The organism is Thermincola ferriacetica (genome assembly GCF_001263415.1).
Taxonomy (GTDB): domain Bacteria; phylum Bacillota; class Thermincolia; order Thermincolales; family Thermincolaceae; genus Thermincola; species Thermincola ferriacetica.
Genome location: NZ_LGTE01000008.1, coordinates 17,479 through 34,847, shown reverse-complemented (window position 1 = coordinate 34,847; position 17,369 = coordinate 17,479). Strand labels below are relative to the sequence as shown.

15 protein-coding genes are annotated in these 17,369 nt (G+C 45.6%); 2 read left to right on the top strand and 13 right to left on the bottom strand.

Annotated elements, in window-relative coordinates; all coding sequences use genetic code 11:
* Positions 1 to 325: 325 nt before the first annotated feature.
* Positions 326 to 2,170 carry an asparagine synthase (glutamine-hydrolyzing) gene (gene asnB, locus Tfer_RS06910; RefSeq protein ID WP_052217572.1) on the top strand — a complete coding sequence of 615 codons (1,845 nt, stop codon included), beginning with the start codon at positions 326 to 328 and terminating at the stop codon, positions 2,168 to 2,170.
* Between the two features lie 28 nt (positions 2,171 to 2,198).
* Here the strand turns inward: asnB and Tfer_RS06905 are convergent, their stop codons facing one another.
* The 3 genes from Tfer_RS06905 to Tfer_RS06895 all read right to left on the bottom strand — a co-directional run bounded on the left by Tfer_RS06905 (position 2,199) and on the right by Tfer_RS06895 (position 3,789).
* Positions 2,199 to 2,606, bottom strand: a complete 408-nt coding sequence (locus Tfer_RS06905) for a bacteriohemerythrin (protein ID WP_052217571.1) — start codon at positions 2,604 to 2,606, stop codon at positions 2,199 to 2,201.
* 46 nt (positions 2,607 to 2,652) lie between these two features.
* Positions 2,653 to 3,060, bottom strand: coding sequence for a bacteriohemerythrin (locus Tfer_RS06900; protein ID WP_013119554.1), 408 nt, complete (start codon positions 3,058 to 3,060; stop codon positions 2,653 to 2,655).
* 156 nt (positions 3,061 to 3,216) lie between these two features.
* Positions 3,217 to 3,789 (bottom strand): ANTAR domain-containing response regulator, encoded by a 573-nt coding sequence (locus tag Tfer_RS06895; RefSeq protein ID WP_052217570.1) that lies wholly within the window; start codon positions 3,787 to 3,789, stop codon positions 3,217 to 3,219.
* A 275-nt stretch (positions 3,790 to 4,064) separates the two neighbouring features.
* Here Tfer_RS06895 and Tfer_RS06890 point away from each other — a divergent pair, with 275 nt between their 5' ends.
* On the top strand, positions 4,065 to 5,711 hold the full coding sequence (locus Tfer_RS06890; protein WP_052217568.1) for a methyl-accepting chemotaxis protein: 1,647 nt from the start codon (positions 4,065 to 4,067) through the stop codon (positions 5,709 to 5,711).
* 193 nt (positions 5,712 to 5,904) lie between these two features.
* On the opposite strand, the gene Tfer_RS06885 is transcribed toward Tfer_RS06890, so the two are convergent.
* The 10 genes from Tfer_RS06885 to Tfer_RS06840 all read right to left on the bottom strand — a co-directional run bounded on the left by Tfer_RS06885 (position 5,905) and on the right by Tfer_RS06840 (position 17,198).
* A complete protein-coding gene (locus tag Tfer_RS06885; protein ID WP_052217566.1) occupies positions 5,905 to 7,482 on the bottom strand; it encodes an FMN-binding glutamate synthase family protein in 1,578 nt (525 codons plus the stop codon).
* A gap of 258 nt (positions 7,483 to 7,740) precedes the next feature.
* Positions 7,741 to 8,334, bottom strand: a complete 594-nt coding sequence (locus Tfer_RS06880; protein WP_052217564.1) for an ANTAR domain-containing response regulator — start codon at positions 8,332 to 8,334, stop codon at positions 7,741 to 7,743.
* Positions 8,335 to 8,516: 182 nt separating this feature from the next.
* A complete protein-coding gene (locus tag Tfer_RS06875) occupies positions 8,517 to 10,664 on the bottom strand; it encodes a FapA family protein (protein ID WP_052217562.1) in 2,148 nt (715 codons plus the stop codon).
* A 145-nt stretch (positions 10,665 to 10,809) separates the two neighbouring features.
* Positions 10,810 to 11,931 (bottom strand): alanine racemase, encoded by a 1,122-nt coding sequence (gene alr, locus Tfer_RS06870; protein WP_052217561.1) that lies wholly within the window; start codon positions 11,929 to 11,931, stop codon positions 10,810 to 10,812.
* Between the two features lie 60 nt (positions 11,932 to 11,991).
* Positions 11,992 to 12,444 (bottom strand): CBS domain-containing protein, encoded by a 453-nt coding sequence (locus Tfer_RS06865; RefSeq protein WP_013119547.1) that lies wholly within the window; start codon positions 12,442 to 12,444, stop codon positions 11,992 to 11,994.
* 1 nt (position 12,445) lies between these two features.
* Positions 12,446 to 13,999, bottom strand: coding sequence for a bifunctional ADP-dependent NAD(P)H-hydrate dehydratase/NAD(P)H-hydrate epimerase (locus Tfer_RS06860; protein ID WP_052217559.1), 1,554 nt, complete (start codon positions 13,997 to 13,999; stop codon positions 12,446 to 12,448).
* Positions 14,000 to 14,063: 64 nt separating this feature from the next.
* On the bottom strand, positions 14,064 to 14,441 hold the full coding sequence (acpS, locus tag Tfer_RS06855; RefSeq protein ID WP_052217656.1) for a holo-ACP synthase: 378 nt from the start codon (positions 14,439 to 14,441) through the stop codon (positions 14,064 to 14,066).
* A gap of 105 nt (positions 14,442 to 14,546) precedes the next feature.
* Positions 14,547 to 15,026 (bottom strand): chemotaxis protein CheW, encoded by a 480-nt coding sequence (locus Tfer_RS06850; protein ID WP_052217557.1) that lies wholly within the window; start codon positions 15,024 to 15,026, stop codon positions 14,547 to 14,549.
* Positions 15,027 to 15,085: 59 nt separating this feature from the next.
* Positions 15,086 to 15,877 (bottom strand): LytR/AlgR family response regulator transcription factor, encoded by a 792-nt coding sequence (locus Tfer_RS06845; RefSeq protein ID WP_052217555.1) that lies wholly within the window; start codon positions 15,875 to 15,877, stop codon positions 15,086 to 15,088.
* Positions 15,867 to 17,198, bottom strand: coding sequence for a histidine kinase (locus tag Tfer_RS06840; protein ID WP_052217553.1), 1,332 nt, complete (start codon positions 17,196 to 17,198; stop codon positions 15,867 to 15,869). Before Tfer_RS06840 ends, Tfer_RS06845 begins: the two co-directional genes overlap by 11 nt.
* Positions 17,199 to 17,369 lie beyond the last annotated feature (171 nt).

Here is a 17,369-nt window from a genome sequence, read left to right as displayed (position 1 = left end):
TATACTGCTATTTACAGTATACTGTCAATGCCTTGATATAGTTAACAGCACCCTTGTGTGTTAAATCTCACATTTCCGTGTGACTGACATATTGATAAAAATCTTCCGGCAAAAATTCAGGCAACTTCCGACATCTTAATTCATAAAATAGATTTCGAAATAGGTTTCTTGATACAACGGCGTATCAAGTTCAGTTGGCAAAGGGGCCACGAAAAGGTTTAACTTTAAACCTTGTGGCCTCTTCTTTGTTTTTGGACTTGCCGAAAGGTGCCACAGCTTAATTTCTGTGGGAATGGAAATTTCTTGAAGGTTGGAGGAGAAAAACATGTGTGGAATTACAGGCTGGATTGACAGGAATCAAGACCTTACGCCATACCGTCCGATTGTTGAAGATATGACCCAAACCCTGGCCCCACGCGGTCCCGATGCAAAAGGCATATGGCATTCACCCCATGCCATTCTTGGCCACCGGCGTCTCATAGTTATAGACCCCACCGGCGGGAACCAGCCGATGATACGCCGTCGGGGAGACGAAACCTTTGTCCTTGTCTATAACGGCGAGCTGTATAACACACCCGAACTGCGGGCGGAATTAATTTCCCGGGGCTATACTTACCAGGGCCATTCCGATACTGAAGTGCTTTTAACCGCTTATATGGAATGGGGAGCCAAATGCGTTGAGAAGCTTAACGGGATTTTCGCTTTTGCCGTATGGAACGACAAAGAAGAAAGTCTTTTTCTGGCCAGGGACCGTTTTGGCGTTAAACCCCTGTTTTATACCCTACAGGATGGCTCCTTTATCTTTGGTTCTGAACTTAAGGCTTTATTGGCCCATCCCATGGTTAGGCCGGAAGTTGATGCCGAGGGGTTAGCGGAAATTTTTGCCCTTGGGCCTTCAAGAACGCCGGGTCATGGAGTTTTCCGAAACATAGCGGAAGTAAAACCGGGGTACTGTCTGCTTTTTAAAGATAACCTCATCCGCACAAAGCGTTATTGGGTTTTGGAAAGTAAAGAACATACCGATGACCTGGAAACCACCACCGCTAAAGTAAGGCAACTGTTGGAAGACTCTATCCGGCGCCAGTTGGTAGCTGATGTCCCCGTCTGCACTCTCCTTTCAGGCGGGCTGGACTCCAGCGCTTTAACTGCTTTGGCCGCCACAGTGTTCAAGGAAGAAGGGCGCGGTCCACTACATACCTTTTCCATTGATTACGAGGGAAACGACCGGTACTTCCAGGCCAGTCACTTCGAGCCAACTGCCGACGGCCCTTATATCAACCTGGTATCTGACCGTTATAAAACTATACATCATCATATAAAAATTGCTACAGACAAATTGGCAGAAGCATTAATCCAGGCTACCCTGGCCCGTGATCTGCCCGGTATGGCCGACATCGACTCCTCACTTCTCTTGTTCTGCCGGGAGATAAAAAAAGAGGCCACCGTGGCCCAGTCAGGCGAGTGTGCCGATGAGGTGTTCGGCGGCTATCCGTGGTACCGGGATGAAGATGCCTTTAATGCGAATACCTTCCCATGGCTCAGGGGTTTTGACCGGCGCAAAAAGATATTTTCCGCGGAACTGCTGGACTACATCAAACCTGAAGAGTACATCAGGCGTAGGTACGAAGAAACAATTGCCGAAGTCCCCAGGTTGCCGGGCGAAGACCCTATTGAAGCCCGCAGGCGGGAAATCTTCTATTTAAATTTTAACTGGTTTATGGCTACCCTGCTTGAACGCAAAGACCGGATGAGCATGGCCACGGGCCTGGAAATAAGGGTGCCCTTTTGCGACCACCATTTGGTGGAATACGTCTGGAACATTCCATGGCATATGAAGACCTGTGGCGGCAAGGAAAAAGGCATACTTCGCCGGGCCCTGTCCGGGGTTCTGCCCAATGAAATCCTGTACCGGCGTAAAAGCCCTTACCCCAAAACCCACAACCCGGCTTATATGGCCATTGTGCGGGAGCATCTGCTCCATATTTTGCATGATTCCTCTTCACCCCTTTTGCCTCTGGTCAATCTAACTGCCCTGCGGAAAATGGCTCAATCCGGTGGGGATGTTTTTGATCGGCCATGGTTCGGCCAGTTAATGAAAGGCCCGCAGTTATTTGCCTTTCTTATTCAGGTGGATACCTGGCTGCGGGAGTATAAAATCAGTGTTATATAGCTTTATACAGCATTATGTAAAGACCCTTTTACTTTAACCCATGCTCGTTAAAGAAGGGTCCATATTTCTTGTCTGAACCGGAGATATGGTTTATAAGCCAATCCTTCAGGAAGGTCATTATCTCCATGGAGATGGCAAATTTACCGTCCTTCAGGTCCTTCTGAAACTGCAATACTTTCTCGGTAAACTTATCATGCTCAAGTTTGTGCTGAGTATACTGGGGATAAGAATACTTAGTCATGTATTTCTCTTCTGCAGAAAAGTGAAACCTGGTATAATCCGTCAGTCTGGCTAAAATATCGTCCATTATTTCCTTAGTTTTACCCACCTTCATCGCATCATGCAATTCGTTTACCAGTGCAACAAGCGTTTTATGATGGTCATCCAGTTCCTTTACACCTACACTGAACTTATCGTTCCAAACCATCAATGCCATTGTCAACCCCTCCTTGAAAAATATTTAAAAAATATCATTTGGTTTCTCACCTTAACCCATGCTCGTTAAAAAAGGGTCCATATTTTTTGTCTGAGCCGGAGATATGGTTAATCAGCCAATCCTTCAGGAAGGTCATTATCTCCATCGAAATGGCAATTTTCCCCTCTTTCAGGTCCTTCTGAAACTGTAGTACTTTTTCGGTAAATTTATCATGGGCAAGTTTTTGCTGAGGATATTGGGGATAGGAATACTTAACCATGTAATTTTCTTCGACAGAAAAGTGAAATTTAGTATAATCGGTAAGTCTGGCTATTATATCGTCCATTATTTCCTTACTTTTACCCACCTTCATCGCATCATGCAGTTCGTTTATGAGTGCGACAAGCTTTTTGTGGTGGTCATCCAGTTCCTTGACACCCACACTGAACTTATCATCCCAAACCATCAACGCCATTGCAACAACCCACCTCCAATTAGCAAGATTAGGTAAACACACATTGTGCTTTCGACAATAAAAAGCAATATTCCTGTTTACTTTTAAAAATATAACAAATAATTCTACATTTTTCCACAAAAAACACCCTGGGATTTTTCCCAAGGTGCTCCGCCATCACGCTTTCGTACTTTCATGGGCCAGGATAATAGCTTCAGCAATTTTTTTCATGGACAACCTTTTTTTCATGCTTAACTGCTGCATCTTACGAAAAGCCATTTCTTCGGAAAGTCCCTGCGTCTTCATCAAAATGCCTTTTGCCTTCTCCACCAGCTTCCTGGCAGCCAGTGCATTTTGTAATGACCGAACTTCTTTTTCCAAAGAAATTAATTTTCTATAGGAATTCACAACGTAATCTACCACGGAAATAAGGGCGGCCGGCTCAATAGGTTTGGGGAGAACAGGAAAAGGCCAATCTCCTTTGGCCATGACTACATCAAGCTCAGAGTATGTAGCCACAACAATTACCGCAGCAAGCCTGCTTTCTTCTATTATCTTGCCCACCTCAATACCATCCATCCCGGGCAGAAAAGCTTCTAGAATTACCAGGTCTGGCTGCATCGTGCGAGTTAATTTCAAAGCGGTTATCCCGTCCGCCGTTTCAGCAATTACCTCGTAACCGGCAGGGACCAGATACTGCTTTATGGTTTTTACGAAGGAAACATCTTTATCTGCAATTAAAACCCGCACTTTTTTCCCACCTTGTAAATCGAAAAAAGATTTTTCAAAAAGACTTTGGCTTTATTTTAACATATCAAACAGCAAACTCATATACGGTAGGGCAAATTTGTTCATATTTGCAGCGCTTTTAGTAACGTAATTATATTGTGCTGGTATTTTTTACAAATATTTTATTAAATTGCAGGATTTTTTATCCAATCTGTAGTAATAGACATTATACGACAAAATATTACATTTCATCAGTGCGCAAAACATTTTGTAAGTTAATCGGGTGGAGGGAAATTATGGAGAGTCAGGTAAGAAAAAAATACGAACCAAATTTTATTGACCGTTTGGGATTAAACGGTCACGTGTTTACCAGGGTAAGTTTTAACCAAAAATTTATTTTTCCGGCCATCTATATTGCCCTACTTACTTTTTTGGTCCCGGCAGTTTATTACCAGGGAAAATGGAATAACTGGAGCACAATCATGCTGACAGCATCAATTCTTGGTCTGGTGCTGAATACTGTTATTGGAGGTAAAATTCCGGCGCTTACTAATATTTCTGGCATATTTCATCCCATCTATGCTTACGGCACTGCTGTTATTTTCGGCCTGGTCTCGGGACTCCATCTCAAAGACTGGATACTGGCAGTTATTTTTATCGGTTTGGGTATTTTTTGCTGGTGGATACCCGGCGCCGGCCTGTCCAATGCTATTCGAACAATTCTGAAAGGCATTAACATTGCTAATGAAGGGAACCTGCAGCATCGTATTTTTCTCAGGGTGAGGCGCTACGACGAAATTGGCATGTTGGCCAATGATTTAAACATTTTTTTTGATACCCGGCAAAAGTTTGTAGAACTCCTTACAAAACATGCCAACGAAATTAACAATACAAGTAAGGAGTTAAAAAAAATCACCGAAGAAAGCACGCAGGCCTTTTTACAAATTGCCAATGCCACCGCTGATATTGCCAGCGGAAGCAACCAGCAGGGCGATAAATTAATGAACATCAGCAGCGCAGTCAACAATCAAACGGCAACTTTGCATAGCTTTGTCAAGCAAATGGAAAACGAAAACGACACCATCGTGGAAACTTCCGCCGTAATTCAGCAGATGATTGCATCCCTGGACAGAATAACAGCCAATATCAACAGCGTCGCCAAAGATTCGGAAGAAGCACAAAAAATAGCCCTGAAAGGCCAGGAAATTATTTCCCGGACAATTCACGAAATGACTAACATACGGGATGCTGTTTTTGATACCGCCGAAAAAATACAGGCTCTTGGCGAAAGGTCGCAAAAAATCGGGGAGATTATCCAGGTTATTGATGATATCGCGGAACAAACCAACTTGCTGGCTCTCAATGCCGCCATCGAAGCCGCCCGGGCCGGTGAACACGGTAAAGGTTTCGCCGTTGTTGCCGATGAAGTTCGTAAGCTGGCCGAACGTTCCGGGCAGGCCACGAAAGAAATTTATGCTTTAATAACGGCTATTCAGCAGGAAGTTAATGAAGCCGTCGAGGAAATAAACAACGGTACAAAAATAGTCCAGGCGGGCACTGAACTTTCCGCCGAAGCAGAAACCGCTCTTTCTGCAATCAGTGAAAACGTGGCGCAAACCAACATGAACATTCAGGAAATCAGCCATGCCACCAACGAAGTAACCGACAGCAGCACGAAAGTTAATACCAGCATAAGGCAACTACAGAGCATGTCTGACGAAACATTACAGTTGCTACACAACCTGGTGGAGGAAAATACCAATATAAAAACTATGGTCAACGAAGTATCAAATCTTTCCCAGGGCTTTGTAGCAAACTGCCAGCAGGCGTCCGCTTCAACAGAACAGGCGACGGCCAGCTCCCAGAGTGTGGCCGGTGTAGCCAAAGAACTGGCAGCCACCGCCGAATCACTCAATAAATTCTTAGCCCAATTTAAACTATAAGCTCAGGGAAGCTTTGCCAACGTGAAGTATTATATTAGTCGCCCTCCGCTAAGTCGCAACTATTGTTTCATCGTTACAGGGCAACCAGACTGCAAAAGTTGAAAAAACCGTTCAAAATTAAAAGAGGCCAAGAATGATTTGGCCTCTTTTTCATTTAGCTGTTATATTAAAAAGTAGGAGGTTTTAGCCCAAATTAGCCGAGTATCTTTTCAGCTTCTTCAGCATCGTGCTCCATAACATACTTGATTCCCGTAATTTCAGCAGCTTCTTTGGTTAAAGCAAATATGTCATCACGGGTGATGTATTCCAGAGCAAACTTCCGGGCGCCACACATCAATTGACGTAAGCCTTGAGCCAGACGTTCGAAGTAAGTATATACACCCACAGCGCCAACGGGGAGTTTGTCGAAGTCTTTGCCTAGCCTGTTTTTCAGTTCATGAGCGTAGATGAATACCTGCTCCAGGGTTTCGCCATATTTCTTGTATTCATTAGGCACTTTGCCCTGTTTAACAGCTTCGCCGACAGTCTTGCCAACCATAGCGGCGGTAAGCGGCGAACGGGCCATACCAACAGCTTTCACATAGGGCGCCGACATGGCAAGAGCTTTAAACATATGGTCTTCTAAAGTGAACCCACCGGCAATGGCAACCTTAGGTACAAAGGCGCCTTTGGCAGCCAACTTGTCAAGGTACCTGGTAAGTAAAGCCTGGATATAGAGGGTTGGGATACCCCATTCGTTCATCATTCTCCACGGGCTCATACCTGTACCGCCGCCGGCGCCGTCTACAGTTAACAGGTCGATTTTCGCATCGGAAGCAAACTTCACGGCGCGGGCCAGGTCTGCTGCCCTGTAAGCGCCGGTCTTCAGGAATACATACTTGGCGCCGGCTTCACGCAATTGCTTAACCCGCGCATGGAAACTGTCTTCGGTAACCATACCTATACGGGAATGCCTTTCAAATTCAGTGAAAGCGCCGGCCTTAAAGGCTTTTTCTACTTCCGGGTCTTCAGGATTCGGCAGTACTATGTAACCCCTGCTGTAAAGCTGCTTAGCGCGCTCAAGGGTGTTTAACTTAACCTCGCCACCGATATCTTTGGCGCCCTGGCCCCACTTCAGCTCAACTACTTCAACGCCCAGTTTCTCAAGGGCAAACTCCTGAACACCAAGCCTGGTGTCTTCTACGTTAGCCTGTACCGCAACAAAGCCTTTGCCATTATACCAGTTCTGGAAGTCCTTGACCCGTTTTTCTAAGTTCGGAGCTTTGACTACTTTGCCGTTTTTGATTTCAGACTTGGGGTCCATGCCCACAACGTTCTCACCGATAACAATCCCAACTCCGGAGATAGCTGCGCCGGCAGCCAGGTGTTCCCAGTTGTCAGCAGCCACGTTTGTTGAACCCATCCCGGCAATCACGATGGGTAAACGCAGGGGCAGGTCACCGTAAGCGCCCACAGCAGATTCAATGTTTACATTCGGGAAAGTGGCCACGTCGGGGTCAGCGGCAATTCCATGAGCGCCGACTGCAGTACCCGCAATGTTGAAATGTGAATAATCCACCGGGTAATCTTTTTCAGCAGCAGCGGTAATCTTACCGAAAGGCTGCGGGTACAGGGTTTCTTTACCCCTTATGGAAGATTTTCCAATTTCGCAAAGTCCCGGACACCCGTCCAGACAGGTTACGCACATCCCGCTGAAAGGACAGTTACTGTCCCCTGTGCGTAATTTTGTCAGTGTTGCTGCAGTAGCATTGATTCCTTTACTGTAGCTCATCCTCTCTCCATCCTCCCTTTGGTGAATTAAATTTTAATTTTAAACAAAAAACGCCCCACGGATCATAGCTTAAACCTATGACCAGTGGGACGCCATTGCCCCGTGCAACCTATATCTATATATGCGGTTGCATCATTAATATATCCTTTCACATTATATATAATTATTGTAAAATAATCAATATTGTTGCTGGAAAAAATATTGTATACAAAACCGAATTATTATATTATCGTTTCTATACAACGATAAAGAAAAAATTTACTCCCTGCCGTTTTGGGCCTGTCCATATTTGGCAATTATTTTTAAAGCCACTTTTTTCATAGGCATACACTTGTCCATACTAATTTTCTGCAAAAACTTCAAGGCTTCTTCCTCGGTAAAACCCAACATATCGGCCAGGATGCCTTTGGCCTTTTCTATCAACTTCCGGTTCTCCAGGTTCTCTTTAAGCTTTTTAATTTCGGCTTCCAGGTTGAGCAGCCTGCGATAATTTGCCACGGCAATTTCCATGTTAGGAATAAGGGTCGCAAAATCAATGGGCTTTACCAAATAGCCAAAAACCCAATGTCCCAGCACATAAGAGAGAATCTCATAATCATCGTAGTCAGCCATTAAGATTACTGGGGCTATGCGGTGCTCTTCAAGAAAATAGGAAATATCCAAGCCGTCCTGGCCATGAAAACGGGCATTGATCAGGGCCACATCAGGCTGGCTGCTGAAAATCATATGGAGGGCGCTGCGAGCTTCGGAAGCTTCGGCTACGACAATGTATCCCGCCTGGACCAGTTTTTCCCTGAGGTATTTACAGAAATCTACATCCGGGTCAGCTATCATGATCCTTAGTTCGTGCATCGCACCCACCCCAATTTGAATTTCCCTACTCCGGTTTTCAATATCTAATTGTAGCACATTTTAAATATTGTTGACAGTAGATTATTGAAAGCAATTATATTGCAAAAAACTTTATAAGAGTAATTAAAAGCATGGCCCAAACTGCAATAAGTTGATGCCATGCTTAATCTGCCATTAATTTTTTACTGATTAGAACAGTTTCCATCAGCCAGGAGCTTATTCACGGTCAAACGACCTTCTGGATTGAGGTAAGCGGTAAACTTGCGGGAAGGCTTGTCTACCCTGTATTTCTCCCTGCCTATTTGCACCACCACATCGGCATTAATTAATTCGGCAGTTATCCGGCCCTTTTCCTTAATTTTGAGTAAAGTTTGCGAATCAAAATCGGAACCTATATCAACTACATTTATTTCGCTGCCTGCTACTACTTTAATGCCTCTGGCCACACCCGGCTCACCGCAAATATCGACCCTTCCCCCGGCATTTATATTAGAAATATAGCAGCCCTGTCCTTCTATTACGACATCGCCACTGGACATAAGCGAGGAATTTTGCACATATTTCGCTTTGATAAATTCAGCTTTCTTACTATATTGTTCAATATAGTCCATTGCCTTTTCCACAGCGGATTGCAGTTCTTTGAGGTAGGTAAAGTCTTTTATCCTACTGGCATTTAAGCCGCAGAAATTTCTCCTCAGGGTATCAACTACCCGTGATATCTCTTCACTCACTGAAAGGCTTGCGCGGGTAATGATATCGGACAGCCACTGCACTTTTTTCGGTAATTCCCGGTAAAAACTATCTACCAGAAACTGAATAACAGCGCCATCACCGGCGGGCCCGACCGCTAAATAGTCCTTTGACTGTTCACCGGTAAAATGCATATTCTCCAATATATCCCGTATTTCCGCCAAATTCGGAAGGATAGAAGTATATAATGCTGCCCGTCCCCCGGCAATTAGAGTACTGCCGAATACCGACTTATGTACTACAATGCTGGCCCCCGCCCGTATGGTGGCCTGCGACACGTCGCCGAATACCTCTACATTACCATCAGCTTCGATAAGACAACCATCCGTTACATCGCCTTTAACTTCTATATCGCCGACAAACTTTATATTGCCTGTAGCAGCATTGACCTCCTGCACCACATAAATTGGATCAACAGAAACATAAGTCACCTGGCCGCTGGTCTCCAAATAAGGGCGGCCATCAATGGTTGCCACAGCCCGCATTCCATCCTCTGTAACTTCACAGCCTTTTCTTACGTTAATCTGGCAATCTACCGGGCTCCTGGCCTGAATAACCTCGCCCGTCACAGCCCAACCGTCTTTTCCTTCCTGCATCGGTACTTTTAAGGCTACGATATCACCCTTTTTTACCGACACCAGTTTGTCGTTTTCGAACAAGCTGCCCCTTTCATTATTTTTACTTTTTTCCAGAAAAGGATAAATTACATAAGCATGTACCCCATCCACAGGCCTTTGTCCCTGTGCCACAAGGAAGCTCTCCTTGCTGTTAGGGTTTTCTATTACCTCCTGAATGGCATCATCTATAATACCCTTAACTACTTCCTGGTTCTCCAAAAATTTCCTGACTTCTTCCGGGGTAGGTGGGGGAAGTTCCAATATTTCTTCAACTTCCGTAAGTAAAGTTAGCCTGGGGGCAGCCGGCTGGTCCTTCAATTTATATTTTACCCCCGGCTTGGTAGCTAATCGCAGATAAGCGGCCAGTTTATCGGGGGATATTTTTAATTCCAGATCAGATTGCGGCTCTTCATGCAATAAATCTATTTTGATCTCATCTTCCTCTGAAATGATGGATTCTCCTTCGACCTCATTGCCGTTGACAATTAATCTTATGTGCTCACCCGGCTTAACGACAGCGTATTGGTCCCCGGAAGGATTAATAACAAAAAACCGGCCTTCTTTAATCCCTGCCAAACCAACCTGAATGTCTTTACTATCTGTTTGGGGAGGCTTTCCTGTCTCCCTCTCGACTATGTCCCCGCTTTTTAAACCGGTACTGCCATTTTCTCCCCACTCCTGCCCGCTCCTGTTCGGTTCATACCGGCCGTTTCTGTCATGGGTTGCAGCCCCAATGTCAAGGTCTGCCAGAATACCCTCCAATTCGCGTTCTTTAAGCACTTCTTCTTTTAGAGAAACCCGCACCTTGGCGGGGACAGCCCCTAGACCCAGAAAACCGCGCCTGCCCTCTGAAAGAATTTCCGTAACAGTTTCATCTTCCCTGGCATTTAACAGCTTTAAAGCCTTTGTTTGCGCTTCCTTTACTGTTTTCCCCGTTACCAGGATACTACTTTGTCCAGGCACAAACCGCTCACCTCTTCTCATGGACCAGAACTAACAGAAAAGTGACCGAAAAACATTTTATACCCCCGAAAATTTTTTAAATATATTTCCACAAAATTTGCCAAATTCCTTTTGCAAGTAAGTATATGACAAATATTCTCTCGCCCTAAATATAAACCCTGGGAATCCGCTCACTTAACATGCAGACTATTTCATAATTAATAGTTCCCAGCAGTTGTGCCAATTCGTCAGCAGAAATACAGTCGTCCCCCTGCCTGCCGATGAGCACCACTTCATCAGTAGCGGCAACATCAGGTATATGTCCTACATCTACCATAAATTGGTCCATGCAAATAACGCCCGCTACAGGGGCTCTGGTTCCTCTTATCAATACATGAGCCTTGGAGGACAATAACCTGGAATAGCCGTCGGCATAACCCATAGGAATTGTGGCAATTATCGTCTTTTCTTGCGTCGTATAGGTTCTGCCGTAGCTGACGGTTACCCCCTGGGGAACTTCTTTGAGATGGGAGATTTCGGCTTTTAACGACAAGGCCGGTTTTAACGATACTTTTGCCTGGTCAACTTCCGGAGAAGGATATAACCCATACAGGGATATACCTAACCGCACCATATCAAGGTGAGTTTCGGGCATATCAATAATTGCGCCTGTATTGGCGGCATGTTTAATGGGAATCTTTACCCCTTCCCGTTCAAGGACAGCGCACATATCGGTAAACAGTTTAAATTGCTGCCGGGTAAAGGCTTTATCCTTTATGTCCGATACGGCAAAATGAGTAAAAATCCCTTCCACAGACAATCCGGGAAGCGCCGCAATTTCTTTTATTTTTTCCACAGTCCCCGCCCCGGGCAAAAACCCGAGCCGGGTCATTCCGGTATCAATTTTTATATGTACTTTGGCCCTTTGTCTCAACTTTTCTCCGACTGCTGAAACAAAACGGGCCATCTCAAGGGTATATATTGTCTGGGTTACGTTGTGCCTAACTGCTTCCTCTGCTTGCTCTTTTGGGGTGTAGCCTAAAATTAAAATAGGCGCTTCAATACCTGCCCTTCTCAGTTCAAGAGCTTCATCCAGCATGGCCACACCCAGATAAGAAGCACCGTTTTGTAGAGCTACCTGGCTGACAGGCACAGCCCCGTGTCCGTATGCATTGGCTTTGACCACGGCCATAATCCGGGCCTGGGGTTGGGTGATACGGCGAATTTCCCGTAAATTATGAGCAATGGCACCTAGGTCGATCTCTGCCCAAGCCGGTCTAGTTTTCACAAAACCACCCCTGTCATCAAATCCATTTCTTAAGCGTAATCGCTCCAGTTTCACAAAAACTTAATCTCTTTTAGCCAGAGCTTTAACTATGTCTGCCCTGCTGACAATACCGACAAGAGCTCCGTCCCTTACGACCGGAAGGCGATTAATCCCTTCATCGGCCATAGTGGTAGCTATATCTTCGATTTCCGCGTCTTCTTCAACAGTGACCACATCAGTGGTCATTATGTCTTTAACCTGTACTGCCACGGCTTTTCGCAAGTCTTCCTCAAATTCTTTGACTGAGTCAAGGTATATGATTCCGCCCAGAAGCTGAACATAAGACGGAACCTTAAGCTTTTGGGTCTGTACCAATAGGTCGGCTTCCGTAACAATTCCTACAATTTTCCCTGCTTCATCTACCACAGGGACACCGCTTATTTTTTTGTCAGCCAGAATTTTTGCCACTTCCCGGACAGTTTGTTCCGGCCTTGCTGTAATTACTTCTTTGGTCATAATATCTTTCGCCTGCATATCAAGCTCCCTCCAATTCCCGAAATACTTTGGGTAATAAATTTAAAATGTCACCGGCCAGCAAACCGGCCTGGCCCTTTTCAAGAGCTCCCAGGTCGCCGGCGTATCCGTGGATAAATACTCCGGCAGCAGCCGCCCGGACCGGCGCCAACCCCTGGCCGATAAGACCGGCTATAACTCCTGTTAATACATCACCGGAGCCTCCCGTAGCCATACCCGGATTACCGGTGGAATTGACAAAGAGAGAACCGTCAACCCCGGCTACAACAGTTTCAGCTCCTTTTAAAACCACATTCACGCACCAATTGGCGGCAAATTCTCTGGCCACTTCAATTCTATTATTTTGAACTTCTTCAGTTTTTATCCCGGCCAACCTGGCCATTTCCCCGGGATGGGGCGTGATAACCACGGGCGCCTCAATTTTTTTCAGCACTTCCAGGCTGCCTGCCAGGGCATTAAGACCGTCGGCGTCGATTACCACTGGTTTATTTAACTCCGGCAGTAAATCCCGGACAAAGCCAGCCGTCGCCGGTTCAGTGGAAATCCCCGGTCCCAGTGCCACCACATCCGCAGATTCTGTTAAGGCAATAACTTCTTCCAGAGCGTCTCGACTGATAGTCTTTTTTTCTGTCTCCGGAAGCGGTTTTGTCATTACTTCCGTTAGCTTAATTTCCATCAAGTCATGCAGGCTCCTGGGTACAGCCAGGGTAGCCAACCCGGCGCCTGATTTTAAAACCGCCATACTGGTCAGAACAGCGGCCCCCGTAAGCCCTTCGGACCCCGCCACCACCAACACCCGGCCATAATCCCCTTTATGTCCTTGGGAATGGCGCTTAGGCAGCATTTGGGCCACCAATTCTTTAGTCAGAAGGAATTTGTTAAAGTTCTGTTTTTTCACTAAATCAGGCGGAATGGAAATATCAGCAATATGTAGTTGCCCGGCGTACTCTTTACCGGGATGTATTGTCAAACCCAATTTCGGCAGTCCAAATGTCACCGTATGGGTTGCCTGTATACAAGGGCCATGCACCTGGCCCGTGTTTGCTTCCAGCCCGGAAGGAATGTCGACAGCCACCACCGGTTTGCCCGATTCATTGATAAGCGATATTATTTTACCCATGTGGTCATTAACGGCGCCTTTGAAACCAGTGCCGAAAACAGCATCCACAATAAGGTCAGTATAAACCAACGTAAGTTTAACTATATTGAGGGAGTTGCTGTTATTAATGGTAAATATCTTCTGTCCCATGTTCTGCAGTATATTCAGGTTGACCTTTGCATCTCCGGTTATATCCGCAGGTTCCCCGTTTAGCAGAACCTTAACCTCTGCACCCATGTTCAGCAGATGACGGGCGATAACGAATCCGTCGCCACCGTTATTGCCTTTGCCGGCAAATACAGCCACTTGTTTCCCCGGAACTTCTCCCAAAATCTCTTTAATGACTTTAACTACCTGCAGCCCGGCATTTTCCATTAATACTACCCCGGGGATGCCCACCTGGTCAATTGTGAGTTTATCCAGGTTTTGCATTTCTTCGGCAGTAACCAAAAACAAAAAAACCCCTCCCTAGTAATAATATGTAGTCTCCTGGAAATGGTCATGGTCCACGCCCCAAGATTCATCCCGTTAACAGCACAAAAGCCACGGAATACTCTTCCGTATGAGACAGAGAAATCTTCGTCTGGCAAATTCCCTGCCGTCTGGCTTGCTCCAGTGCTTTACCCGTTAACTTAACCGTCGGCGCCCCACTGGCATCTGCCACTATTTCGATTTCTTTCCAGCCAACGGGGCCAATCCCGGTACCAAGAGCTTTGGCTACCGCTTCCTTCCCAGCAAACCGGGCAGCAAGGGACTGAACCTTGAGCCCTTTGCTATTGGTACAGAGTTCTATTTCCCTTGGGGTATAAACCCGCGATAAAAACCTTTCTCCTACCCGCTCCAATATATTATATAGTCTTTTGTTATCAACAATATCAGTTCCTATCCCTATAATCACCGGTATTTCCCTTCCTTGTAAAGCGGCTATAGTTTCCGCTTTTTTTTGTATATTCATTCTAGGAAAAGAAAAAAAAACCTGCAAATAATGCAGGATTTGCTTTGGTTAAACAGCTTCGTTATGTATTTCAGATAATTCCACCTTTTCCTCGTCGGTTAAAAGTTTATCCAGATCAAGAAGTATTAACAGACGTTCTCCCACTTTAGCCACCCCCGTAATATACCGGGCATCGATACCCGAAACAATATCAGGGGCATTTTCAATAGTGTCGGTACTTATGCGCAAAACCTCTGATACGGCATCAACTTTCACCCCAAATGTATGGTGGGCAACCTGAATAACTATGATTCGGGCTTCCCCCGTATATTCCGTTAATTCCAAATCAAATCTCTTCTTCAGGTCGATAATGGGGATAATCTGCCCGCGTAGGTTTATTATTCCTTCTACAAATTCAGGCGATTTCGGCACTTTCGTGGTATTGGTCAAGCGGTTAATTTCCTTTACCTGAGTTATCGGCACACCGTATTCTTCATTCCCCAGTTTAAAAACAACCAGTTGGATTTCAGACCCTTCCGCAAAGCTCATAACCTTTCACCTCCATAGAATTGAATACATATTTCGACAAAAAAATCAATTTCCCTTTATTACATGCCCAAAATTTTCCTCAACTTTTTAGCCTGAGCCCTACTTACGGGCACTTCGCTTTTCTCATTGTCCTCAACTATAAGGGTATATGTGCCGTTAAAGAAAGGAATTATTTCTTTTACTTTGTGCAAGTTCACCAGGTAGCAGCGATGCGTACGGAAAAACATGGTAGAATTCAACCGGCTTTCCAGCTCTTTCAAAGTAAATCGGGTGAAGAGTTTGTCGGTGAAGGTTTTGATATATACATAATCCTGCTCCGTGAAGGCATATATGATATCTGACTCGTTGACAAGAATAGTCTTACCTTGTTTTTCGGCAGGGATCCGGTCAATTTTAATATGCTGGGGCTTAGCGGCAACCTGTTCCCCGCCAGTAGTTATCGCCTCCCCGGCCTTGGCAGAGTCATTAGCCGCAGCAGCCTGCCGCTGATTAATTTTCATAATTTTATTAATAGCCTGGGTCAGCCGCTTTTCGTCAAAAGGCTTCAAAATATAATCTACCGCGTTAACTTCAAAGGCTTTCACGGCGTACTCGTCATAAGCGGTAACAAAAATCACATGCGGTGGATTAGGGAGCTCCTGTATCCTGGCCCCCACTTCCAAACCGTTCATCCCCGGCATTTCGATATCTAAAAACAATATAGAATAATCCAGCGCCTTGATCAGTGTAAGAGCTTCCTGTGCATTTGTGGCTTCGCCAACTACCTCGATATTGTCAAATTTGTTCAGGAGAAACCGCAATTCTTTCCTGGCCGGGTATTCATCGTCCACAATCAATGCCTTAAGCTTCACTTGCCTCTTCTCCCCTTTCCGTGGATTCGGAATCTTTTATCAACGGCACCCGCAGGGAAATGGTGGTACCGACATTTTCTTTACTGGTTATAGTAAGCATGTATTCCTCACCGAAAAGGCTTTTTAACCGTTCGTTAACATTGCTGAGGCCTACGCCGTTTCCCTTACCATAACCGGGAATCAATACCTTGTCCAGTTTGTCCTCCGGTATCCCCACCCCGTCATCCTTAATGGTGATGCGCAATTCCTCGCCGGCCTTTTTTACGGAAATATTAACGGCCCCGGGGCCAACTTTAGGCGTTATTCCATGCTTTACCGCATTTTCCACCAGGGGCTGCAGAGTAAGGACCGGTACCTGGTAATCCATCAAATCCGGGTCAATATCCCTGATAATACGAAGCTTTTCTCGAAACCTGGCCTTCTCCAGTACCAGGTAAGTATTGATATATTCCAGTTCCTCCCGTAATGTATTGAAGTGACCGTGTTTCTTTAACGTCTGCCGGAAGAAATTAGCCAGTCTGATTAATAGCCGGCGGGCTGTCTCCGGGTTAGTCCGGCTAAACATGATGATGGTGTTCAAAGTATTAAAGAGAAAATGAGGGTTAATCTGAGCGTGTAGAGCCTGCAATTCGGCCCTGGTCACCAGTTGTGCCTGCCTGTCAAGTTCCGCCAGTTCCATCTGCACACCCAGAAGCTGCGCAATACCGACAGCAAGTTTTACCACATGGGCCGGCATCTGTCCTTCTTTCGTCTGGTACAGCTTCAGGCAACCGGCCACCTGGCCCCTGCACTTCAGCGGCGCTATTACTGCTGCTTCCAGGGGACAGTCGCAGTCTTTCACCGGGCAATTCAGTTTTTCTTTGTTATCAACAATTTTTAACCCCCCGGTAGCAATTACCTGTTTGGTTGCCTGGGTTAGAATCAGCCGCCCGGGCTGGTGACGCTCACATCCGGCGCCAACATAAGCCAGGACTTTTTCCCGGTCAGTAATGGCTACTGCCGCCACATCGCTAATCTTAAGAATGATCTCCGCCGCTTTCTGCGCCGTTTCCTCATTTAACCCCTGACGCATGTAGGGCAAAGTTTCATTGGCAATCTTCAGGGTAGAATCTATGTGTTCTTCGCCGCCTTCAATAGTATAAGTAATAACCCTTTTCGACTGTAAACGGTCAAAAATGAAGTAAGCACCCAGGGCATTCAGGCAGAAAAAGGCAAAAATTATTATCCCTGCGCTGCCAGACAGATCCCTGGATAAAAAGACTATGCCAAACTGTAACAGGGCGAGCCCTATAGCGATACCTACTATCCTGAGGAAATGCATTACCGCCCGCTCCTTTCTGCTACCGTTTCTTAAAGCACGCGCGAATTTCTTAATTTTCTTAATATTATTTTTTTATTCGACTTTTTTTCAGATATTCCTTTATTCTGCCTTGTAAAAAACAAACCCGGCTTCAGGTAAAGTTTCCCGACCCGGGTCTTTCTGGTAAAATGA